18 protein-coding genes and 1 pseudogene are annotated in these 20,038 nt (G+C 36.6%); 17 read left to right on the top strand and 2 right to left on the bottom strand.

The annotated features are described in order from the left end of the window. Window positions 1-28: 28 nt before the first annotated feature. From F7731_RS02920 to F7731_RS02885, 8 genes and pseudogenes are all read left to right on the top strand, one after another. Entirely contained in the window at window positions 29-1,246 is a 1,218-nt protein-coding gene (locus F7731_RS02920) for an MFS transporter (RefSeq protein WP_151533266.1), read from the top strand. A 291-nt stretch (window positions 1,247-1,537) separates the two neighbouring features. Next, window positions 1,538-3,688: a peptidoglycan D,D-transpeptidase FtsI family protein gene (locus tag F7731_RS02915; protein WP_151533716.1), complete on the top strand. Its 2,151-nt coding sequence runs from the start codon at window positions 1,538-1,540 to the stop codon at window positions 3,686-3,688. 243 nt (window positions 3,689-3,931) lie between these two features. Next, window positions 3,932-4,918: a PstS family phosphate ABC transporter substrate-binding protein gene (locus F7731_RS02910; RefSeq protein WP_151533265.1), complete on the top strand. Its 987-nt coding sequence runs from the start codon at window positions 3,932-3,934 to the stop codon at window positions 4,916-4,918. Between the two features lie 73 nt (window positions 4,919-4,991). After that, window positions 4,992-5,942 (top strand): phosphate ABC transporter permease subunit PstC, encoded by a 951-nt coding sequence (gene pstC, locus F7731_RS02905; RefSeq protein WP_425481974.1) that lies wholly within the window; start codon window positions 4,992-4,994, stop codon window positions 5,940-5,942. 6 nt (window positions 5,943-5,948) lie between these two features. Further along, entirely contained in the window at window positions 5,949-6,821 is an 873-nt protein-coding gene (pstA, locus tag F7731_RS02900; protein WP_425481980.1) for a phosphate ABC transporter permease PstA, read from the top strand. A 70-nt stretch (window positions 6,822-6,891) separates the two neighbouring features. Next, the gene (gene pstB / locus F7731_RS02895; protein WP_151533714.1) at window positions 6,892-7,686 is read left to right on the top strand and encodes a phosphate ABC transporter ATP-binding protein PstB; all 795 of its coding nucleotides are present in this window, start codon (window positions 6,892-6,894) and stop codon (window positions 7,684-7,686) included. Window positions 7,687-7,708: 22 nt separating this feature from the next. Then, entirely contained in the window at window positions 7,709-8,365 is a 657-nt protein-coding gene (gene phoU, locus F7731_RS02890; RefSeq protein WP_151533263.1) for a phosphate signaling complex protein PhoU, read from the top strand. A gap of 79 nt (window positions 8,366-8,444) precedes the next feature. Then, window positions 8,445-9,810, top strand: a pseudogene (locus F7731_RS02885) (IS3 family transposase). Between the two features lie 38 nt (window positions 9,811-9,848). Here the strand turns inward: F7731_RS02885 and F7731_RS02880 are convergent. After that, window positions 9,849-10,316, bottom strand: coding sequence for an endolytic transglycosylase MltG (locus tag F7731_RS02880; RefSeq protein ID WP_151533262.1), 468 nt, complete (start codon window positions 10,314-10,316; stop codon window positions 9,849-9,851). A gap of 4 nt (window positions 10,317-10,320) precedes the next feature. Then, complete coding sequence (locus tag F7731_RS02875; protein ID WP_151533261.1) at window positions 10,321-10,701, bottom strand: helix-turn-helix domain-containing protein; 381 nt, start codon at window positions 10,699-10,701, stop codon at window positions 10,321-10,323. A 351-nt stretch (window positions 10,702-11,052) separates the two neighbouring features. On the opposite strand from F7731_RS02875, the gene F7731_RS02870 reads away from it, so the two are divergent. From F7731_RS02870 to F7731_RS02830, 9 genes are all read left to right on the top strand, one after another. Continuing rightward, window positions 11,053-12,750 (top strand): glycosyltransferase, encoded by a 1,698-nt coding sequence (locus tag F7731_RS02870; protein WP_151533260.1) that lies wholly within the window; start codon window positions 11,053-11,055, stop codon window positions 12,748-12,750. A 56-nt stretch (window positions 12,751-12,806) separates the two neighbouring features. Further along, window positions 12,807-13,448 (top strand): hypothetical protein, encoded by a 642-nt coding sequence (locus tag F7731_RS02865; RefSeq protein WP_151533259.1) that lies wholly within the window; start codon window positions 12,807-12,809, stop codon window positions 13,446-13,448. A 77-nt stretch (window positions 13,449-13,525) separates the two neighbouring features. After that, window positions 13,526-13,675: a 50S ribosomal protein L33 gene (gene rpmG, locus F7731_RS02860; RefSeq protein ID WP_057771568.1), complete on the top strand. Its 150-nt coding sequence runs from the start codon at window positions 13,526-13,528 to the stop codon at window positions 13,673-13,675. A gap of 82 nt (window positions 13,676-13,757) precedes the next feature. Beyond that, entirely contained in the window at window positions 13,758-14,327 is a 570-nt protein-coding gene (locus F7731_RS02855; protein ID WP_151533258.1) for a 5-formyltetrahydrofolate cyclo-ligase, read from the top strand. Beyond that, a complete protein-coding gene (locus F7731_RS02850) occupies window positions 14,320-15,108 on the top strand; it encodes a DUF92 domain-containing protein (protein WP_151533257.1) in 789 nt (262 codons plus the stop codon). Before F7731_RS02855 ends, F7731_RS02850 begins: the two co-directional genes overlap by 8 nt. A 312-nt stretch (window positions 15,109-15,420) precedes the next feature. Next, window positions 15,421-15,636, top strand: a complete 216-nt coding sequence (locus tag F7731_RS02845) for a hypothetical protein (protein ID WP_151533256.1) — start codon at window positions 15,421-15,423, stop codon at window positions 15,634-15,636. A 213-nt stretch (window positions 15,637-15,849) separates the two neighbouring features. After that, window positions 15,850-17,382, top strand: a complete 1,533-nt coding sequence (locus F7731_RS02840; protein ID WP_151533255.1) for a rhomboid family intramembrane serine protease — start codon at window positions 15,850-15,852, stop codon at window positions 17,380-17,382. A 79-nt stretch (window positions 17,383-17,461) separates the two neighbouring features. Continuing rightward, the gene (locus F7731_RS02835; RefSeq protein WP_151533254.1) at window positions 17,462-17,668 is read left to right on the top strand and encodes a YqgQ family protein; all 207 of its coding nucleotides are present in this window, start codon (window positions 17,462-17,464) and stop codon (window positions 17,666-17,668) included. A gap of 452 nt (window positions 17,669-18,120) precedes the next feature. Continuing rightward, window positions 18,121-20,019 carry an LTA synthase family protein gene (locus F7731_RS02830; protein ID WP_151533253.1) on the top strand — a complete coding sequence of 633 codons (1,899 nt, stop codon included), beginning with the start codon at window positions 18,121-18,123 and terminating at the stop codon, window positions 20,017-20,019. Window positions 20,020-20,038: the final 19 nt, after the last annotated feature.

Below are 20,038 nucleotides of genomic sequence, written 5' to 3'. Positions count from 1 at the left end.
ACCCTTAGATACAAAGGGGAGTTTTTTTATGAGTAAGGTAAAGAAGTTGATCGGTGATGTTGAATTGACAAAGGATTTAGGGCTGCTATTAGTAATTGGCGGCCTCTATTCTTTAAGTGTCGCTTTATCAAATACATTTGTTAATATTTATCTTTGGAAACAAACTGGTGATTTTAAAGATTTAGGATTATATAACTTAACGGTCGCTGTTATTCAGCCGCTTACATTTATTTTAGCCGGCAGATGGGCGAAGAAAGTTGATCGTGTAATTGTTCTAAGAATTGGTGTTATTTTTTTGGCAGCCTTTTATCTTACCGTTCTAGTCATCGGAACAAATGCATCTAAATTTCTCTTTCTTCTTGGCGCTTTGCTTGGTTTAGGCTATGGCTTTTATTGGCTTGCTTTTAATGTGTTAACGTTTGAAATAACCGAACCAGAAAATCGTGATTTTTTTAACGGGTTTTTAGGGATTCTCTCTTCAGTTGGTGGGATGATTGGCCCCATCGCTGCAGGATTTATCATTTCAAAGCTTGAAAAATTTACAGGCTACACGATTATTTTTAGTACATCTTTAGCTCTTTTTTCTTTAGCTGTTTTTTTAAGCTTTTTTATAAAAAGGCGACCAGCAAAAGGAAAGTATTTCTTTACAAGGATATTAGCTGAGCGCAAAAATAATAAAAATTGGCAGTTAATCACTAACGCTCATTTCTTTCAAGGCCTTCGTGAAGGGACCTTTGCATTTGTTATTTCTGTTTTTGTATTTATTTCTACTGGAAGTGAGCTGGCATTAGGCGCATATGGCCTCGTTAACTCAGGTGTTTCCTTTATCGCTTACTATTTTGTTTCTAGACTCCTAAAAAAAGAATATCGAAAAAAGGCGATACTAATCGGCGGGCTCGTTTTATACGCAGCGATTTTTTTTATCTTTAAAGATGTTAGATATTCGAAAATGTTAATGTATGCTGCCACAATTGCAATTGCATACCCCCTACTGCTTGTCCCCTATATCTCTATGACATATGATGTGATTGGAAAAGGGTGGAAGGCTGCAGAGATGAGAATCGAATATATTGTTGTCCGGGAAATATTTTTAAATACGGGACGGGTCATTTCCATTCTTTGTTTCTTAGGAGCTGTTACTTTTTTAAATGAGGCAAAAAGTATTCCCATCCTCCTGCTTATACTGGGTGCTGGACATTCTGTAATTTATTTTTTTGTCCGGCGAATACAGTTTCACACCGCTTAAGAGAAGAGAATACTCTTCTCTTTTTGTCTAGCTCCAGCGCCTACCCCCTCGAGGTCACAAGCCAATCCTCCCAGAAAGGTAAATAACACCTTTCCGTGAGGCTTGTCTTGTGCTTGTCGGGGGTGAACAAGGCGCTTCCGCTTTTCTCTTTTTCAATGTACCTTTAAAAGCTGTTGACAAATATTGTTTCATCCTAAAATAGGTTCTTCCTAGAATATTTCACTGATATCTTATAGAATAGAATTAGATAAGTATGAAGAAACTCTGTTTCAAAGGAAGTGTCGATTGAAATTGAACAAAAAGAAAAAGAAAAAAAAGTCACATGTTCCCTTTCGGCTGAACATTTTATTTTTTATTGTGTTTTTATTGTTTTCGGTATTAGTTCTTCGATTAGGCGTTGTCCAAATTGTTTATGGTGATGATTATCGGCGAGAAATAGAACGGACTGAAGATATAACGGTCAATAATCCTGTTCCAAGAGGAAAAATGTTCGATCGCACAGGGAAGGTAATAGTTGATAATACTCCGCAAAATGCCATTACCTATACGAATCGTGGAGCAAAGCAAGATGAAATGATTCAAGTAGCGGCGAAGCTTGCTAAACTCATTGACAAAGACACAAGTAAAGTGCAAGAGAGAGACAAAAAGGATTATTGGATTTATTTAAATCCAGAACGAGCCGATGAAAAGGTTTCGCAAAAGGAGAAGGACAAATTAAAGGAGAAATTTGAAGGGAAGGAATTAGATAAAGAAATATATCGATTAACACTTGAAGGTATAACGGAGAAAGACTTAAATGAGCTCACCAAGGATGATCTAGAAATTATCGCCATCTATAGAGAATTTATAAGCGGGTATGCTTTGACACCACAAATCGTCAAAAATAAAAATGTAACACCTGAAGAGTTTGCAGTCGTTAGTGAAAACCTACAGCTGCTTCCTGGCGTGGATACAACAACAGATTGGGAAAGAGCCTATTCATTTGGATCTACTTTACGATCAGTTCTCGGTAAAGTGACCGATTCTGACGAAGGGCTTCCTGCAGAACAGCTTGATTATTATTTAGCGAGAGATTATAGCCGCAATGAACGAGTAGGAAAAAGCTATATTGAAATGCAGTATGAAGATGTGCTGCATGGCCAAAAAGCAAAAGTGAAAAACGTAACTGACAAATCAGGTAATGTTCTTGAGACGATTCCGATAACAGAGGGAAAACGAGGAATGGATCTCGTTTTGAGCATTGACATGGATTTGCAAGTAGCTGTTGAAAAAGTACTTGAAGAAGAATTAAAAGACGCGAAAGCTAAAGCTGGAACGGGATTGCTTGATCGGGCTTATGTTGTTTTGATGGATCCGCATACGGGTGAAATTTTAACAATGGCTGGGAAGAGAATTGTTAAAGATGAAAAGACTGGCAAGAGCGAGATGCAAGATGATGCATTAGGGAATATTACAACGAGTTACAACGTAGGTTCTGCTATTAAAGGGGCTACAATTATTACAGGATATAAAACGGGAGTTATTAAGCCTGGTACAACATTTTATGATACTCCTATCCTAATCAGCAGAACACCGCCGAAGAAATCATGGAAAAATCTGGGGTCTGTTAATGATATTAATGCACTTAAGTATTCTTCCAACGTTTATATGTTTCTCACCGCGATAAGAATTGGGGAAGGAACTTATATTCCAAATGCACCCCTTCCATTAAAATTAGATAAAGGATTTACGACTTTCAGGGATTCCTTTGCCCAATTTGGATTAGGAGTCCGTACGGGGATTGATTTGCCTAATGAGACAATTGGTTATAAAGGTAATTATGGAAACTTCCCTGGACTTTTACTAGATTTATCGATCGGCCAGTTTGATACGTATTCAAATATGCAATTAGCGCAGTATGTTTCTACAATTGCTAACGGGGGAAACCGAATGGAGCCCCATATGGTTAAAGAAATTCGTGAGCCATTATTAGATAATCACGAGTTTGGTCCAATTGTCCAAGAAATTCAGCCTAAAGTTTTGAATCATGTGGATGCAGAGGATGAATGGTTTAAACGGGTACAAGAAGGTTTCCGAAGAGTTTATCAAGAGCCGGGCGGTACAGCATATGCTTATTTCGGCTCTAAAGAATATAAACCAGCAGGTAAGACTGGAACTGCTCAAGCATTCTATGACGGACCTGAACGTAAGAAATTTGGTAAAGAACCACCAGAGGTTATTAACTTAACTCTTGTCGGCTATGCACCAGCAGAAAATCCGGAAATAGCTATGGCCGTACTCGTTCCTTGGGCATATCAAGGAGGGAAAGGACACTCTGCCAATTTAACGATTGGTCAGCGTGTCATGGACACTTATTTTGAGTTAAAGAAACAGCGGCAAATGGGAAATAAAGACATCGAAAATAATAGTGTGGAAGAGTCAGTCCAAGAAAATGGACAATAAGTAATTTAAGAAACAAGCCTGTCACCTTTATATTGAAGGGGCAGGCTTGTTTTATTTTTATTTGAATAATAATGCTTTGTTTGGCGTACTATAATTTTAGATTTTCTTCTTTATTCGACAAATTTACACATCTTTCACCGCAATTTACAAAACCTTTACATTCCGTTAAAACCATATTTACAGTTATCCCTTATTCTAATACATGTAGGACAAAACAACTAATCTCTTAGGGGGAATAAAGAAATGAAAAGCTTCAAGTACTTAGCGCTATCAACAATGATTGGGGCAGTGCTAGCATTTACTGCAGCTTGTGGTGCATCAGGAAATGGTACATCTAATGGCTCTCAAACAGACGAGAATAAGACAGAGCAAGCTGGTGAAGAAAATAAGCAACTTCAAGGTGAAATTAATATAGATGGTTCTACTACAGTGTACCCAATTATGGAAGCTGTTGTTGAAGAGTTTGGAATGGCACAACCTGGCGTGAAGGTTGCTGTTGGAACGTCTGGTACAGGCGGTGGCTTTAAAGCGTTTATCGGTGGTAGTACAGATTTCGCTAATGCTTCCCGTCCAGTAAAGGATGAAGAGAAAGCTCAATTAGAAGAAAAGGGAATTAAATTTACTGAGTTTAAATTAGCAAGTGACGGTCTATCAGTTGTTGTTAACAAAGATAATGATTGGGTTGACTATTTAACAGTAGATGAATTACAGAAAATGTGGTTAGAAGATGGAACAGTAAAAAAATGGTCTGATATTCGTCCAGGATGGCCAGATGAAGAAATCAAATTTTATTCGCCATCAACAGACAACGGTACTTTCGACTATTTTGATGAAGTCATTCTAGAGAAACAACCACTTGTTGAAAAAGCAACACTTTCAGCTGCTCCAAACGTTCTTGTTCAAGGGATTTCTGGAGACAAAAATGCAATTGGCTATTTTGGTTTTGCTTACTACGCAGAAAACAAAGATAAATTAAAAGTTGTACCTATTGATAATGGAAACGGTCCTGTGGAACCAACACACGAATCAATTGAAAGTGGAGACTATTCTCCGTTATCACGCCCATTATTCACTTATGTAAAGGACGAATCAGTGAAGAAAGAAGAAGTATATGAATTTCTAAAATATACGCTAGAAAATGCTGCTGAGCTTTCTGAATCTGTTGGATACGTGAAATTAAGTGATGAAGACTATAAAAAGGATTTAGAAACATTACAAGGTCTTAAATAAGCTTTAAAACTGAATGATGGGAAGCGCAGTGTGTGCTTCTCATCTTGCTATTGGATGAAAGGGGTTTTTCATTTTGGCTTTTCAAGATTCAACATCAAAGATATCTGTACAGGATATGATACAAGCAAAAAAACAAAAGAGAAGCACAAGCTCAATGATTGAAAAATTTGTTCCATATCTTTTGTTATTTGTTGCTGTTGTATCCGTATTAACAACACTTGGAATTGTACTTACATTGGTATTTGAAACATTTACTTTTTTTGGGAGAGTATCTATTGTTGAGTTTCTTACTTCGCAGAAATGGTATCCATTCTCGGAAGCTCAGGGGTCGTATGGGATATTGCCACTTGTTTCAGGTACGTTAAAAGTTACGCTGATTGCTGCAATCGTCGCTGTGCCGATTGGATTAGCATCTGCCATTTTCTTGAGTGAATATGCGTCTGATAAAACACGTAGATTTATTAAACCGATATTGGAGGTTTTAGCTGGAATTCCGACGATTGTATATGGATTCTTTGCTTTGACCTTTGTTACTCCGATGTTAAGAGAAATTATTCCTTCTCTTGAAATTTTTAATGCTTTAAGTCCGGGTATTGTGATTGGAATCATGATTATTCCGATGATTGCCTCACTTTCTGAAGACGCACTTGTTTCAGTGCCCAATTCCATGCGTGAAGGGGCACTTGCATTAGGTTCAACAAAGCTAGAAGTATCCTTAAAAGTTGTCCTGCCTGCAGCGATTTCTGGCATTATGGCTTCGATTGTTCTCGCAGTATCAAGGGCTATAGGGGAAACAATGATTGTCGCAGTTGCTGGGGGATCGACGCCAAATTTAAATTGGGATGTGACAAGTTCAATCCAAACAATGACTGCTTATATCGTGCAAATTAGCCAAGGTGATGCAGGCTATCAAACGACTATCTATTACAGTATTTATGCCGTTGGATTTACACTTTTCTTGTTTACATTAGTAATGAACCTATTTGCTCAATACATCTCTCGTCGTTTCAGGGAGGAATATTAAATGAAAATGATCAATCATACTACTGTTATTAAACGAATGAAACCAAGATTAATAATAAACACATTTTTTAAAGCCTTATTTTTGATGGCAACAATGTTCGGCTTGTTAGTATTAGGGATTTTACTATATCGGATATTCACTCAAGGAATTGGTCATCTTAATTTGCAATTTTTGCAAAATCTCCCCTCACGTAAAGCTGAATTGGCAGGTATTAAACCAGCCCTAATCGGTACAATTTGGCTTATGGGGGTTGTAACGCCTATAACTTTATTATTAGGCGTTGGAACAGCAATTTATTTAGAGGAATACGCAAAGAAAAATCGATTTACAAGTTTTATTCAAATTAATATTTCCAACCTTGCAGGTGTTCCTTCTATTGTATTTGGACTTTTAGGATTGACGGTTTTCGTACGTGCACTTGCCCTTGGAACTAGTGTGTTAGCTGCAGGTTTAACGATGAGCTTGCTAGTTCTCCCAGTCATTATTGTTGCTTCACAGGAAGCAATAAAATCTGTTCCAAAGCAATTAAGAGAGGCTTCTTACGGAATGGGAGCGACAAAATGGCAGACAATCGTTCGAGTAGTCTTACCAGCTGCTATTCCAGGCATATTAACAGGTGGTATTCTAGCATTATCAAGGGCTATAGGTGAGACAGCACCATTAGTCGTTCTAGGGCTGCCATTATTCCTAGCGTTTTTGCCAAAATCAGTTTTTGACATGTTTACAGTATTGCCAATGCAAATATACAACTGGACAGGGAGGCCGCAAGCTGCGTTCCAAGAATTGGCGGCGGCAGGAATTATCGTATTGCTTCTAATGCTGATAATCATGAATTCAATAGCTGTATTAATACGGAATAAGTTTCATAAAAGATATTAGGTTTAACGGATTCATTGGATGAAAGGGGAATAAAAAAATGACAGCAACAATGGAAAGACAAAAGGTACGTATGGTTCAAGGTAAGAACAGTCAGAATGAAACTGTAAATAAAAATATCGTTTATAAAACAGACCAGCTTAATTTATGGTATGGAGAAAACCACGCACTGAAAAATATAAATCTAGATATTTATGAGAATGAAGTGACCGCAATTATTGGTCCTTCCGGCTGCGGGAAATCCACGTATATTAAAACATTGAATCGCATGATTGAACTCGTTCCGATCGTTAGAACATCAGGAGAAATTTCATACCGCGGGAGAAATATTTTTGATAAATCTTATGGGGTAGAAGAATTACGCACAAAGGTGGGAATGGTATTTCAAAAACCGAACCCATTTCCTAAATCCATCTATGAGAATGTAGCCTATGGACCAAAGATTCATGGTATTCGTGACAAAAAGATCCTCGATCAAATTGTCGAGGAAAGCTTAAAAGGTGCGGCCATTTGGGATGAGGTAAAGGACAGATTACATCAAAACGCCTATGGACTTTCTGGCGGACAGCAGCAACGCCTATGTATTGCCCGCTGTTTAGCCATTGAGCCAGATGTCATTTTAATGGATGAACCAACCTCTGCACTTGATCCGATTTCAACATTAAAAGTTGAGGAACTTGTACAAGAGTTAAAGAAGGAATTCAGCATTATTATCGTTACACATAATATGCAGCAGGCAGCTCGTATTTCTGATAAAACAGCTTTCTTCCTAAATGGGGAAGTAATCGAATATGCCGATACGGATAAAATTTTCTCCATGCCATCGGATAAAAGAACAGAGGACTATATTACAGGAAGATTCGGCTAATTGGGAAGGGAGATATAAAGTCATGTCAGTTCGTGAAAAATTTGATGTTGAATTAAAAGAATTACAAGGAAAATTATTAGAAATTGGTAATTTTGCGGAAAAAGCATTGACCCAATCCATTATCGCTTTAGAAAATCAAGATCTTGAGCTGGCTCTTGAAATCATTGATAATGATGCTAATGCGAATCTGATGTATGAAGAAATAAATGATTTTGCGATACTGTTAATTGCGAGACAGCAGCCAGTCGCCATTGATCTCCGCAGGATTATTGTAGCGATTAAAATTGCAACTAATATTGAGAGAATAGCTGATTTCGCAGTAAATATTGCGAAATCAACAATTCGAATTGGCTCGGAGCCGTTAGTAAAGCCAATTGTTCATATTAAAGAAATGCACAAGATTACTTTAGAAATGTTAAGATTATCTTTAGAGTCTTTTAATGATGAAGACATTGTAAAAGCAAAAAAACTTGCTGAGATGGATGACAAGGTTGATGATTTATATGGAGAGACAATCAGGGATTTAATGCAAATTAATATGCAAAAGCCAGAATATTTGCCGCAAATTTTACAGCTATCATTTATTTGTAGATACCTAGAAAGATCGGCAGACCATATCACAAACATTGCAGAAAGTATTTTATACCTTGTAAAAGGACGACAATATGATTTGAACTAATGATCAATTAAAAAGCTAAAGGGTTGCTGATCTGCCCCGTAAATGTTAGACAAGAAACTAACATTTACGGGGTGTTTTTGTGGCCAAATTTACAACCGAAGAAAAGATACAAATTGCATTAAGGTATTTAGAAGGAAATGAAAGTATTGAAATAATTGCGGGAGAAGTAAAAGTTAGTCCTACAATATTAAGTGGATGGGTTAGACTTTATGAACAGCACGGTATAGAAGCATTTATTAAGCCCTATACAAATTATTCTACGGAGTATAAACTTAATGTACTCAATTATATGAACGAAACGGGTACATCTTCTTATAACACAGCTGCCATTTTTAATATTTCTTCACCAGGCATGATCCGAAATTGGAGAAAGGGTTTTGAAGCTGGGGGGGGGGGGGTGATGCCCTAAAATCAAAGAAAAAGGGGCGTCCATCCATGAAAGAAGTATCAAAACTAAACAAAGAACAACAACCACCGGTTCAAGGGTCGATTGAAGCTCTACGAGCTGAAAATGAGCGCTTACGTATGGAGAATGCCTATTTAAAAAAGTTGAACGCTTTAGTTCGAGAACAGGAAAAATTACAAACAAAATTAAAGCGCAAGTAATTTTTGAACTAAAGGATGAATTTGATGTAGTGGAATTAGTTAAAGTCGCAGACATTCCACGTAGTACATATTATTACTGGGAAAAACGATTAAGTTGTGAAGATAAATATGCAAAGGTAAAAATAGCGATTGAAGCTATTTATCATGAGCACAAAGGACGTTATGGTTACCGGCGTATCACCAAACAATTAGCGAAAATGAATATTCACCATGATCCAAAGACAATTAATCGTTTAATGAAAGTGATGGGCTTAAAATGCGAAGTACGTATAAAAAAATACCGTTCGTATTGCGGAACAGTAGGCAAAATGGCACCTAATTTATTGAATCGTAATTTCCGTGCAAACAACATGAATGAAAAATGGGTAACCGATGTTACAGAGTTTCATTTATTTGGGGAAAAACGTTATTTGTCGCCTGTTTTAGATTTGTGTAATGGAGAAATAATTGCGTATAAAGTTTTGGACCGTCCTGTTTATTCTCTTGTTGGAGATATGCTAGATGAAGCAGTGAAAAGAATACAACCTGAAGATGAAGTCGTCCTCCATTCAGATCAAGGCTGGCATTATCAGATGAGGAAATATCAAAATAAATTAAAGGAACACGGAATACGGCAGAGTATGTCCCGTAAGGGTAATTGTTTAGACAACGCAGTCATGGAAAATTTCTTTGGCTTATTAAAGTCTGAACTACTCTATTTACAAGAATTTGAGAGTATGGAACATTTCGAACGAGAATTGGAAGATTATATTTATTATTACAATCACAAGCGAATGAAGGCAAAATTAAAAGATCTAAGCCCAGTTGAATACCGGACTCAGATCTTGAAAGCAGCCTAAACTTTTTGTCTAACTTTATTGGGTCAGATCATGCACCTTTAGCTTTTTGTGATGATTTTGGCAATTTGTTTGTAGCTCATGTCAGGTTTCAAATCAAACGTTCCAAGCTGAATTCTTTTATTATAGCCATTTTCCTCAAGATATGTTTCAAAATGATCTCCATCATCAATGATTTTTTCTCTCTCTAGTAAAGCGGCGATGTCATGAGAGACCATCCCACTGACAATTTCTAACTTTAAACTAGGAATGATTTCATCCGTTTTTTGAGCGGCTGGGGTTTGCTGTGGTGGTTCAGCTTGCTTAGTTGCTTCTATTCCTGCTTTCTCCATTACCTGATATTGTTCTTTCGTCAAGACGATGTATTCACCGTCGGTTAATAAAGCTTTTGCATTTTCAATCGTAAGTTCTCCAGCTGAATCTTTTTTCGTCGAAAAATAGAATGATCCGATTATACTTACAGAAACAAGGATACCAAATGCAAAGGCACGAGTATTTCTTCTGTTCATACTTTTACCTTCTTCCCATCTTTTCAGATATGATCCATTCTACCTCACTAGGCGATAAGGAAGATTGCCTCGCAATTTGCTCCACTGTTAATCCTTGTTGGACTAAGGAACATACTTGGTTCTTTATGATCTCATGAATTTCCTTTTTTTGATTTTTTACTGTAGGTGTTTGAGTGGAGCTCTGAAAAGGAAAATCAGCATCATTTACAAGCAGCTCTTCTTCAAGTACTTTTAATTTTTTCTTTACGATATACAAATCTTGAATATGCTGTATGGAGAGCTGGTCTAATTCTTCACGAATGCTTTTATAAGGGTCTTTCATAAACACCGAAATAATAAGGAGAATCAGCGAAAAGGCTAGCAGGCCTATCATTATGTATTCCAATTTAGTCACCTCTATCTTTATCAATACAAAAGATATTTTACCATTATTACTGACAAATTTCGATTTGAACTTCAATAAAGCAGTTGTTTTTGTCGATGTCTAGAAAAGGCTCTTGTCGAAAAAGGTGCATTGACATATTAAATTTCGTCATTAAAAATTTTTCTCACTGTTAGAGTTATATAAATAGAAAGGATTCGCAATAAACGACAATTTCCGTTCATTGTAGGAGAATGTTTTCAGTGATAACATAATAGAAACAAGGAATTATTTATTTTTTTCAGCATATAGCGAATATTTTGTAGTTCTATTGATGAAAGTCATTTGGCAATTACATTTCATAAAGAGGTACACATGTTAGAAAATTTTATTCAGTTAAAAATGCTTTCCGGCAGCAGCTGTTCAGCTTCATGGGCGATCCCATCTAGCATCAGAAAATTTATTGAATGCTATTTCAGTAGACCTTTCCCTTCCCAATGTATTTCTTTACGTTTTTACGATATAACAGGAAGGCAATTTAACGGAGGAAATGCCCATTATTATCAAGAGATTATAGTGCGAGACAACCAGTCCCATTGGGTATTCAAAGGCCTTAAGAAAAATCGAAGCTATTGCGCAGAGGTAGGTATTAAGTTTTCGGAAAATTACTTTTTTCCACTGCTTCGTTCTAATGTTGTTCCATTTGTTGATCAAGATGCCTATGAAACATTGAATGAACAGGCTCAACTAGATTGGTCGAATCAAGTCAGTACTTATACATTTTACGGGTCAGGCGGGAGGGGAGAATCTTTTATATTTGCATATAAACATTCAGAAAGTATTTTTGGCCAAATTAACGGGAGAAATCTTCATAAAAAGTATCGAAATGGATGTCTTCCAAATGGTGAAAAACGTAAAATCCTTTTGTTGTCATGGGAATACCCGCCTCATATAGTCGGGGGTTTATCAAGGCATGTGCATGGCCTCGCTGAAAGTCTCACATTTTTCGGTTATGAAGTCCATGTCATTACGGCTGAAACGGATCAGCATTTACATGATGAATCTATTCAAGGTCTTTATATTCACCGTGTTACGCCCCTTAATGAACATGACCATCATTTCATAAGCTGGATAGGCGGATTAAATATTGCTATGATTCATAAGGCTCTAGAGCTTAATACCATCAGCAGTTTTTGTTTAATCCACGCCCATGATTGGCTCGTAGGTGCATGCGGAATTGTCTTACAGGACGTCTTACAAGTTCCGCTTATCGCAACGATACATGCTACAGAATATGGAAGAAGTAATGGGATTCATACGGAATTACAAAAGTTTATTCATTTAAAAGAGCAGCAATTAATTCATTTTGCAGAAACTGTAATCGTTTGCAGTGAATATATGAAAAATGAACTTTACCAAGCTTTCGTTATTCAAAATGGAAAGAAAATAGCGATTATTCCTAATGGGGTTCATAAACTAAAACCTGCAAACTCTTATAACAACCTATTATCGGGAATGCCGCTTCAAGTGAAAAAGCGCTTCATCTTTTCTATTGGCCGTATCGTCAAGGAAAAGGGTTTTGATATTTTAATCCATGCAGCACATAAAATGCGCAGTCAATTTCCAGATATTTATTTTATCATTGCTGGAAATGGACCATTGCTAACCGATTATAAAAGAATGGTAAAGGAACTAGCTTTACAAGACCGTGTTTTTTTCATTGGCTTTGTCAATGACGAGCAGAGGATGGCCCTATTAAGCAAATGTGAGCTCGCAGTCTTTCCGAGTCGCTATGAACCTTTCGGAATCGTTGCACTAGAAGCTATGCAAGCGGGTAAACCAACAATTGTCGCCAATACCGGCGGATTAAAGGGAATTGTCCAGCATATGCAGTCAGGAATGTTCATGTCAGCTGGAAGTTCAGAAAGCTTTATTGAACAGGCATCATTTCTGCTGAAGAATAAATATGCTTCTGAGCAAATGGGAAGAGCGGGGAAAGAGCGTGTCGAAAGCTTGTTCGGCTGGGATCGAATTGCAGAAGAAACGAAAAAAATCTATGAAGAAACTATATAGGTGAATAGTCTGTATTGCAAAAAATGGTGAAAAATATTACGGAGGTGAGCTTTATTATGACGGCAAATACTTGGTTTCAGTCAGGGGAAACGGATGAAGTAACGAACGTAATTAAAGAAGGAATTGAGGTAATTCCGGGGGTTTGGATAAACGGAAGTACGTATTGGCTAACAAATGGATTGGAGTCTTTTATAGCTAATGAAGGAATATCTGTCCAATTGAAACAAGAACAAGGGCCAACATCTGTTCAATTATATAATGTCAGCATTACGAACCATCAGGAACGTCCGCTTCATGTGAAACTGCTAATTCAAAATAGGCATTATCAAAGTAGAAAAAGACAGCATCGATTGTTTAAAGAATACGATCATTTTTCATTTATTTCCCCTTCTGAAAAGGTTGCCTTTCATTTTGATCATCAGAATGTGTATTTAGCAAATGGCTATAATCACGAAAGAATAGACGGTGCAAGTACGATACAGCCATTAAAAAATGTCTCTGCTGATAATATTTGGTCTTGCCCGAAAACAGGAAAACTTAAATATAATCCGATGGCAAATGGGCATTCAGTTAGCTTATTCCTTTATGATTACAATTTTAAGGAAAAAGGCACTTTAGAAGGGAAATCATGGGTAATTAGTGGAAGTAATGAGGCAGAACTTATAAAATTAAACGAGTCACTTTTAAAAACATACTAGCATTTACAATTGAAAAGTGATATTATAAAAAGGTCGTATGAACGAACTAGTCTTTCAATAGTTTGGAGGGAAATTACATGCGTGTGAATATTACGTTAGCTTGCACAGAATGTGGAGATCGTAACTATATTTCTAAAAAAAATAAACGAAACAATCCAGATCGTCTTGAGCTTAAAAAATACTGCCCAAGAGAAAAGCGTTCTACTACACATCGTGAGACAAAATAAGCAGTGGGGTGATTCCTACTGCTTTTTTTGTTGTTTTCTAAAAGGCTAAGCCAAACTATTTATTAATGGGGGCAATAGAACGATGGAAGAAAAAAAGATCTTGAGGAAACAAATCATAGAAGAATTAGCAAAGATTCAAAAGCCTGTATATGAGCAGCTTTCCTATCAAATTGCAAATAATCTTTTTCAGGATGAGATTTGGAAAGAGGCAAATACGATTGGCATTACGATTTCAAAGCCGCCAGAGGTCGATACATATCAAATTATTAGAAGGGCATGGGAGGAAGGAAAAAAAGTAGTGATTCCTAAATGCTTGCCTCAAAATAAAGAGTTAGATTTTCGAACATTAAGTCGATTTGACCAATTAGAGTCAGTTTATTACGGATTATTTGAACCGATAGAATCTATGACTATCGCAGTAGCGCCAACTGATATTGATTTATTGATCGTGCCTGGATTAAAGTTTACTAAGAATGGATATCGGCTTGGATTTGGCGGTGGTTACTATGACCGCTATTTGACAAATTACGTTGGCCGTACAGTTTCGCTCGCCTTTCAACGCCAAATAGCTGATGGCATTCCAATTGAAACTCATGATATTCCGGTGGAGAAAATTATAACGGACGTTAAGGTTAATAGTGTAAATGGATGATACAATCCTTCTTATTCTATTTATTGCTGTTACCTCAATAAGCGGTTATGTACTTAAATTGCTCACTTTGTCAGGCAGTTTAGCTGCATTTGTGATCGGCATATGTGTCAGTATAGGATTTGGCATTGAAGGTTTGCTTCTGCTTGGTTTCTTTTTTATAAGTTCAAGTCTTTGGTCAAAATACAAACGAAAATTTAAAATGAACATTGAGCAGCGACATGAAAAGGGCTCACGAAGAGATTGGGCCCAAGTTGCAGCGAATGGAGGAGCGGCTGCCTTATTTAGTATGCTAAATCTCGTCATTCCGGACCCAGCTTGGATATTCGGCTTCTCCATTTCTGCAGCTGCAGCAAACTCCGATACATGGGCTTCAGAAATAGGCTCACTAAGTAAAAAGCCACCTGTCTTTATCCGGACATTCAAAAGGACAGACGCAGGTACATCTGGAGCTATTAGTCTTCTCGGAACTGTTGCAGCTTTATGTGGGTCTTTTACTATTGCAGCACTAGCATTTTTTCTGTTTCATCTTCCTCTAACTGATTTTTTCATTATATTCATCTTTGGATTCGCTGGTAATATCATCGATACTTTGTTTGGCGCATTCGGTCAGGTTGTGTATCAATGCAAAATTTGTGGTGCTGAAATAGAATCAACTATTCATTGTAGGAACAAAACAATACATAAAAGAGGACTGCTCGTAATGAATAATGATTTCGTCAATTTTTCTTCCTGTTTTCTATCAGCGTCACTTGGAATGTTATTCACGTCGTTATTGAATTAATCGCAGATTAACGGGTTGTAGGACTCCCACTTCAAGAGTTGAGAAAATGGGATTTCCCGGTGAGAGACCAACAGCCCGTAAAGGCCCGACGACGGACACGATGTCCTAGTCAGGCGAAAGCCACAGGACAAGGAATACTTCGGCAGCAACGCATCGCACGACCAAGAGCATAGCTTTTGGGAGGACGTGGCGCTTTGAGCGTGATAAGTTCAACTAACATTCAGTGGGGAAAATACGTCCCCACTAAATGAAGTTTCACTTTATGGATAAAAATTAACTATTCATCCAAAACTATTCCTAGGAGGGATGGATATGGGACGAATATTATTATCAATTTTGGCGATTGGAATCAGCGGGTATTTAATTTTTCAAAATCGTTATCGTGCGATGAATGTATTGTTTAGGAATGCTTTATTACGCCGTATATTCGTAAGCTCATTAATGGGACTTCCAGGTGTGAAAGACCGCATGCTGAAAATGGTTTTCCCATCAAGTTCATCTGAAGGCGCTTTTGAAAAGACCTATTAAAAAGGTCTTTTTCTTTTGTTTAGCTTCAGCGCCCTCGAGGTCACAAGCAAATCGTCTTGTGCTTGTCATTGTTCCGAAGGCGCTTACGCTTTTCGATTTGCGTTTATGAAGGGCTAGGGCTTATAGTAAAAAAGAAACTTCATATTTTTTGGCGATATCGCGGATTTGAATTAATATAAATAAGTAAGTTGGAAAAAGAGGTAGGGGAGCCGGGTGAATTTGCAAGAGGATTATTTATTCTGGAGATTGGCGCATTATTTCATAACGGATCAAGAATATCGAATTATTCAATTATCGGAACAACATCAAGAACTATGGCTAGAGAAAATGGAAAACAAGAAGGCCCCAGTGATTAGATTGCTTCGCTATAATTTAGACTGGAGCAATTGGATGCAAAAGGATATAGAGCATATAGCTGTTAATGGCGAAAGAATTCGGAAACAGCTCAGGCGCGGGGAAATGAATGTCCTTAATTTATATATTTCTGCATTTCCTCCGGTGGATGATTACGAGTTTAGAATTGAGAAACCTTTTATTCCTCAGGAGAATGAAAAAACGAAGGTGAATTCCATTATTTTTGAGCGGAATAATTATGATGAAGGTTTTTCTAAGCTTAGTACCATTTTTCATACACCGATTTCATTTACAGTGAATAGTGAAGAGTATACTGAGCATGAGGTAGATACTGTAAAGCTAGCGGCATTATCAGAAGCATCAAACCGTTCAAAAAAGGAACAATCTTTTTTTCAGCATGGAAAACCACTTTTTACATATATGTTTATGATTATACAAGTAGCTATGTTTCTATTATTAGAATGGAAAGGCGGCAGTACGAATTCGTCTACACTTATTCAGTACGGTGCGAAGTTTAATCCGCTTATTCTTGAGGGTGAGTGGTGGCGATTTTTTACGCCCATTTTTTTGCATATTGGCATTCTTCATTTATTGATGAATACACTAGCTCTTTATTATCTTGGGACGACGGTTGAAAGAATATATGGGAATATACGATTTTTGCTCATTTATTTGCTTGCTGGATTTTTTGGTTCTTTAGCGAGTTTTATTTTCAGCCCTACATTATCGGCTGGAGCAAGTGGAGCTATATTTGGATGCTTTGGGGCCTTGCTTTATTTCGGAGTGATTAATCCAAGACTGTTCTTTCGAACGCTGGGCCTAAATATTATTGTTATATTAGTAATTAATCTAATCTTCGGATTTACGATGTCAAATATCGATAATGCGGGACATATTGGCGGATTAATTGGCGGCTTTTTGGCAACGGGGATTGTTCATTTTCCGAAGCAAAAAAAGCCTTTTCTACAAATAATCTTCCTTATCATTGCCGGAGTGACCATTACAGGGTTGTTGAAATATGGATATAGTGAGCCGGGGAATGTAGTAAATGAGAAGTCAGCATTAATTATGGCCGCTGAATATATGAAAAAGGAAGATTATAATCAAATTAAAAGTCTCCTTCATCCCTTTGCTGACGAAGGCTCAGCAACCGCAGAAACGTATTTTCTGCTTTCTTATGCAGAAATTAAAACAAACGAGCTAGAGAACGCAAAAGAACATTTGCACTTGGCTATTGAAACAAGAAAAGATTTTCATGAGGCTTATTATAATCTGGCTCTTATTTATATTCAGGAAGGGAATATGAAGGAAGCGAAGAAACTTGCCGAAAAAGCTATTGAATTAATGCCTCGTGAAGAAAATTATCAAAATTTATTACAACAAATAAAGTGAAACTTCATTCAGTGGGGGATTCTTTCACCCCGTTAATCTGCGATAAATGCGGAAATAGAATAAGATTTGAGGGTAGAAAATGAAAACAATTTATGACATTCAGCAGTTTCTGAAGAAATTTGGCACAATTATTTATGTAGGCGACAGGGTAGCTGATTTGGAACTTATGGAGGAGGAAATTAAGGAGCTTTATCAAGCACAGCTGATGGATGCTAAGGATTATCAAATGGCTATTCTTTTATTAAGGCATGAAGCTCAAGCTTTAAAAGAAAAATTAAGCCACTGAAATTTACTGTGATATAGAGAGAATCCCCCATGATTAAACATGAATGATTTGGTAATAATATAGGAAGTATATCGGATTTGTATAGGTCTATATTACTGATGAGTAAAGAGTATTCGTATTTAAAGCGAATACTCTTTACTTATATTTTTATTGCTCAAAGCCAATAAATTAGCTGTTTTTCCAAGCGAAAAAGCGCTAAATTGTTAACTGTGACAAATGGTTCATTTTTCAAAAAATGGACAAACATGAAACTTTTTGAGGTTTAAAACGTCTAATAAGATGGGTATACATAAATCTATAATTATATAAAAATATGGTTAAGCGTAATTTGATTTTTTGTAAAAAAAGTATTAAGATAGTGTTTGATTCAAAATTCGATACATCCTTAATTTGTAAAAATATGATATTTTTTCCGTATCTGTTCCGAAAAAACAGGGAGGGTAACTTTTGTTATGAAAAATTTTAAATGGTCAAAGGTATCGCTCATTTCGATTGCGATTGTGTTGCTTTGGCTAAAAACGTATATTACCTACAAAACTAGCTTTGATATTAAGATAGAAAATTGGCGGCAGGAATTTATCCTATTTATTAACCCGTTGAGCTTTCTGTTATTTGTCTTTGGGATTAGCTTATTTATGAAGGAAAAGAATCGAAATCGCTATTTACTTTTATCAAGCTTTTTCATTTCCGCCGTTTTGTTCGCAAATGTAGTCTTTTACCGATTCTTTAATGATTTCTTAACCATTCCTGTCCTATTCCAAACAAGTAATATGAGTGATTTAGGAAGCAGTGTAAATGAGTTATTAAATTTCAAAGATATTTTTTATTTTGCCGATGTCATTATTTTAGCATTAATTATCATCATTAAGCCGAGGTTTGTTTCAAACAGAAAGCTTACAAAAGTCGATCGGAGAGCATTTTTCCTAATTGCAACGGCGATCGCATTCTTTAATCTCGGATTATCTGAGACGGAGCGTCCTCAGCTTTTGACGCGCACATTTGACCGTGAAATGCTTGTCAAAAATATCGGAACATATAATTATCATATTTACGATATGTTCCTACAATCAAAATCATCAGCTCAAAGAGCATTAGCTGATGGGAGTGAGCTCGCGGATATTCACAACTATATTTATGCTAACTATAAAAAACCAAATGATGACCTATTTGGAATTGCTAAAAATAAAAATGTAATTTTAATTTCCATGGAATCAACTCAAAGCTTCGTTATTAATCGAACAGTGAATGGTCAGGAAATAACGCCGTTTTTAAATGAATTTATTAAAGATAGCTATTACTTTGAGAATTTCTATCATCAGACGGCGCAAGGCAAAACCTCAGACTCAGAGTTTATCGTTGAAAACTCACTGTATCCTTTAAGCCGCGGTGCTGTTTTCTTTACGCATTCAGGAAATGAGTATACGGCTACGCCAGATATTTTGAGAAATAACGGTTATTTTACTGCATCCTTACATGCAAATAATAAGAGCTTTTGGAACAGGGATATCATGTATCAGTCATTAGGCTATGATCGTTTCTATTCCTTGCCGGATTATGATGTAAATGAAGAAAACTCAGTTGGCTGGGGCATGAAAGACATTGATTTCTTTGAACAGTCCATACAGCATTTAAAGGAAATGCCAAAGCCGTTTTATGCAAAGTTTATTACGTTAACAAATCATTTTCCATTTGAACTTGGTGAAGAAGATCGCTTTATTGAACCATATACATCTAATAATAAAACAGTGAATAATTACTTCCCTACCGTCCGTTATACTGATGAAGCTTTAAAGATATTCATCGAGCATTTAAAGGAAGAAGGTTTATACGATGATTCCATAATTGTCCTTTATGGAGATCACTATGGGATTTCGGAAAACCATAATAAAGCAATGGGTGAGTTTCTGGGAGAAGAAGTTACTCCATTCGTAAGCACGCAATTGCAGCGTGTACCGTTAATTATTCATATTCCAGGACATAAAGGAAAAACGATGTCTACCGTATCTGGTCAAATCGATTTAAAACCAACGATCCTTCACCTATTAGGAATTAATACGAAAAATAATATTGATTTTGGCTCTGATTTATTTTCCGAACAGAATATGGAGTTTACCGTATTACGTGACGGAAGCTTTATCACGAAAGATTATATTTATACCCGTGAAACATGCTTTGATAAACAAACAGGTGAGCCAACTGATATTAGTGCATGTGAACCATATATTGAAAAAGCAAAAAATGAGCTTGAATACTCAGATAAAATTATTTATGGTGATTTACTCCGATTTTATGAAGATGAAGAGCAGAGAGGACCATTCTTTGAAAACGAAGCACAATTAAATACACAATAAAGTGAACTCGCCGTTTGGC

This window comes from Cytobacillus depressus, assembly GCF_008923245.1.
Lineage (GTDB): Bacteria > Bacillota > Bacilli > Bacillales > Cytobacillaceae > Cytobacillus > Cytobacillus depressus.
The sequence above is the reverse complement of the archived record's forward strand: the minus strand, read 5'-3'. Positions and strand labels throughout refer to the sequence as shown.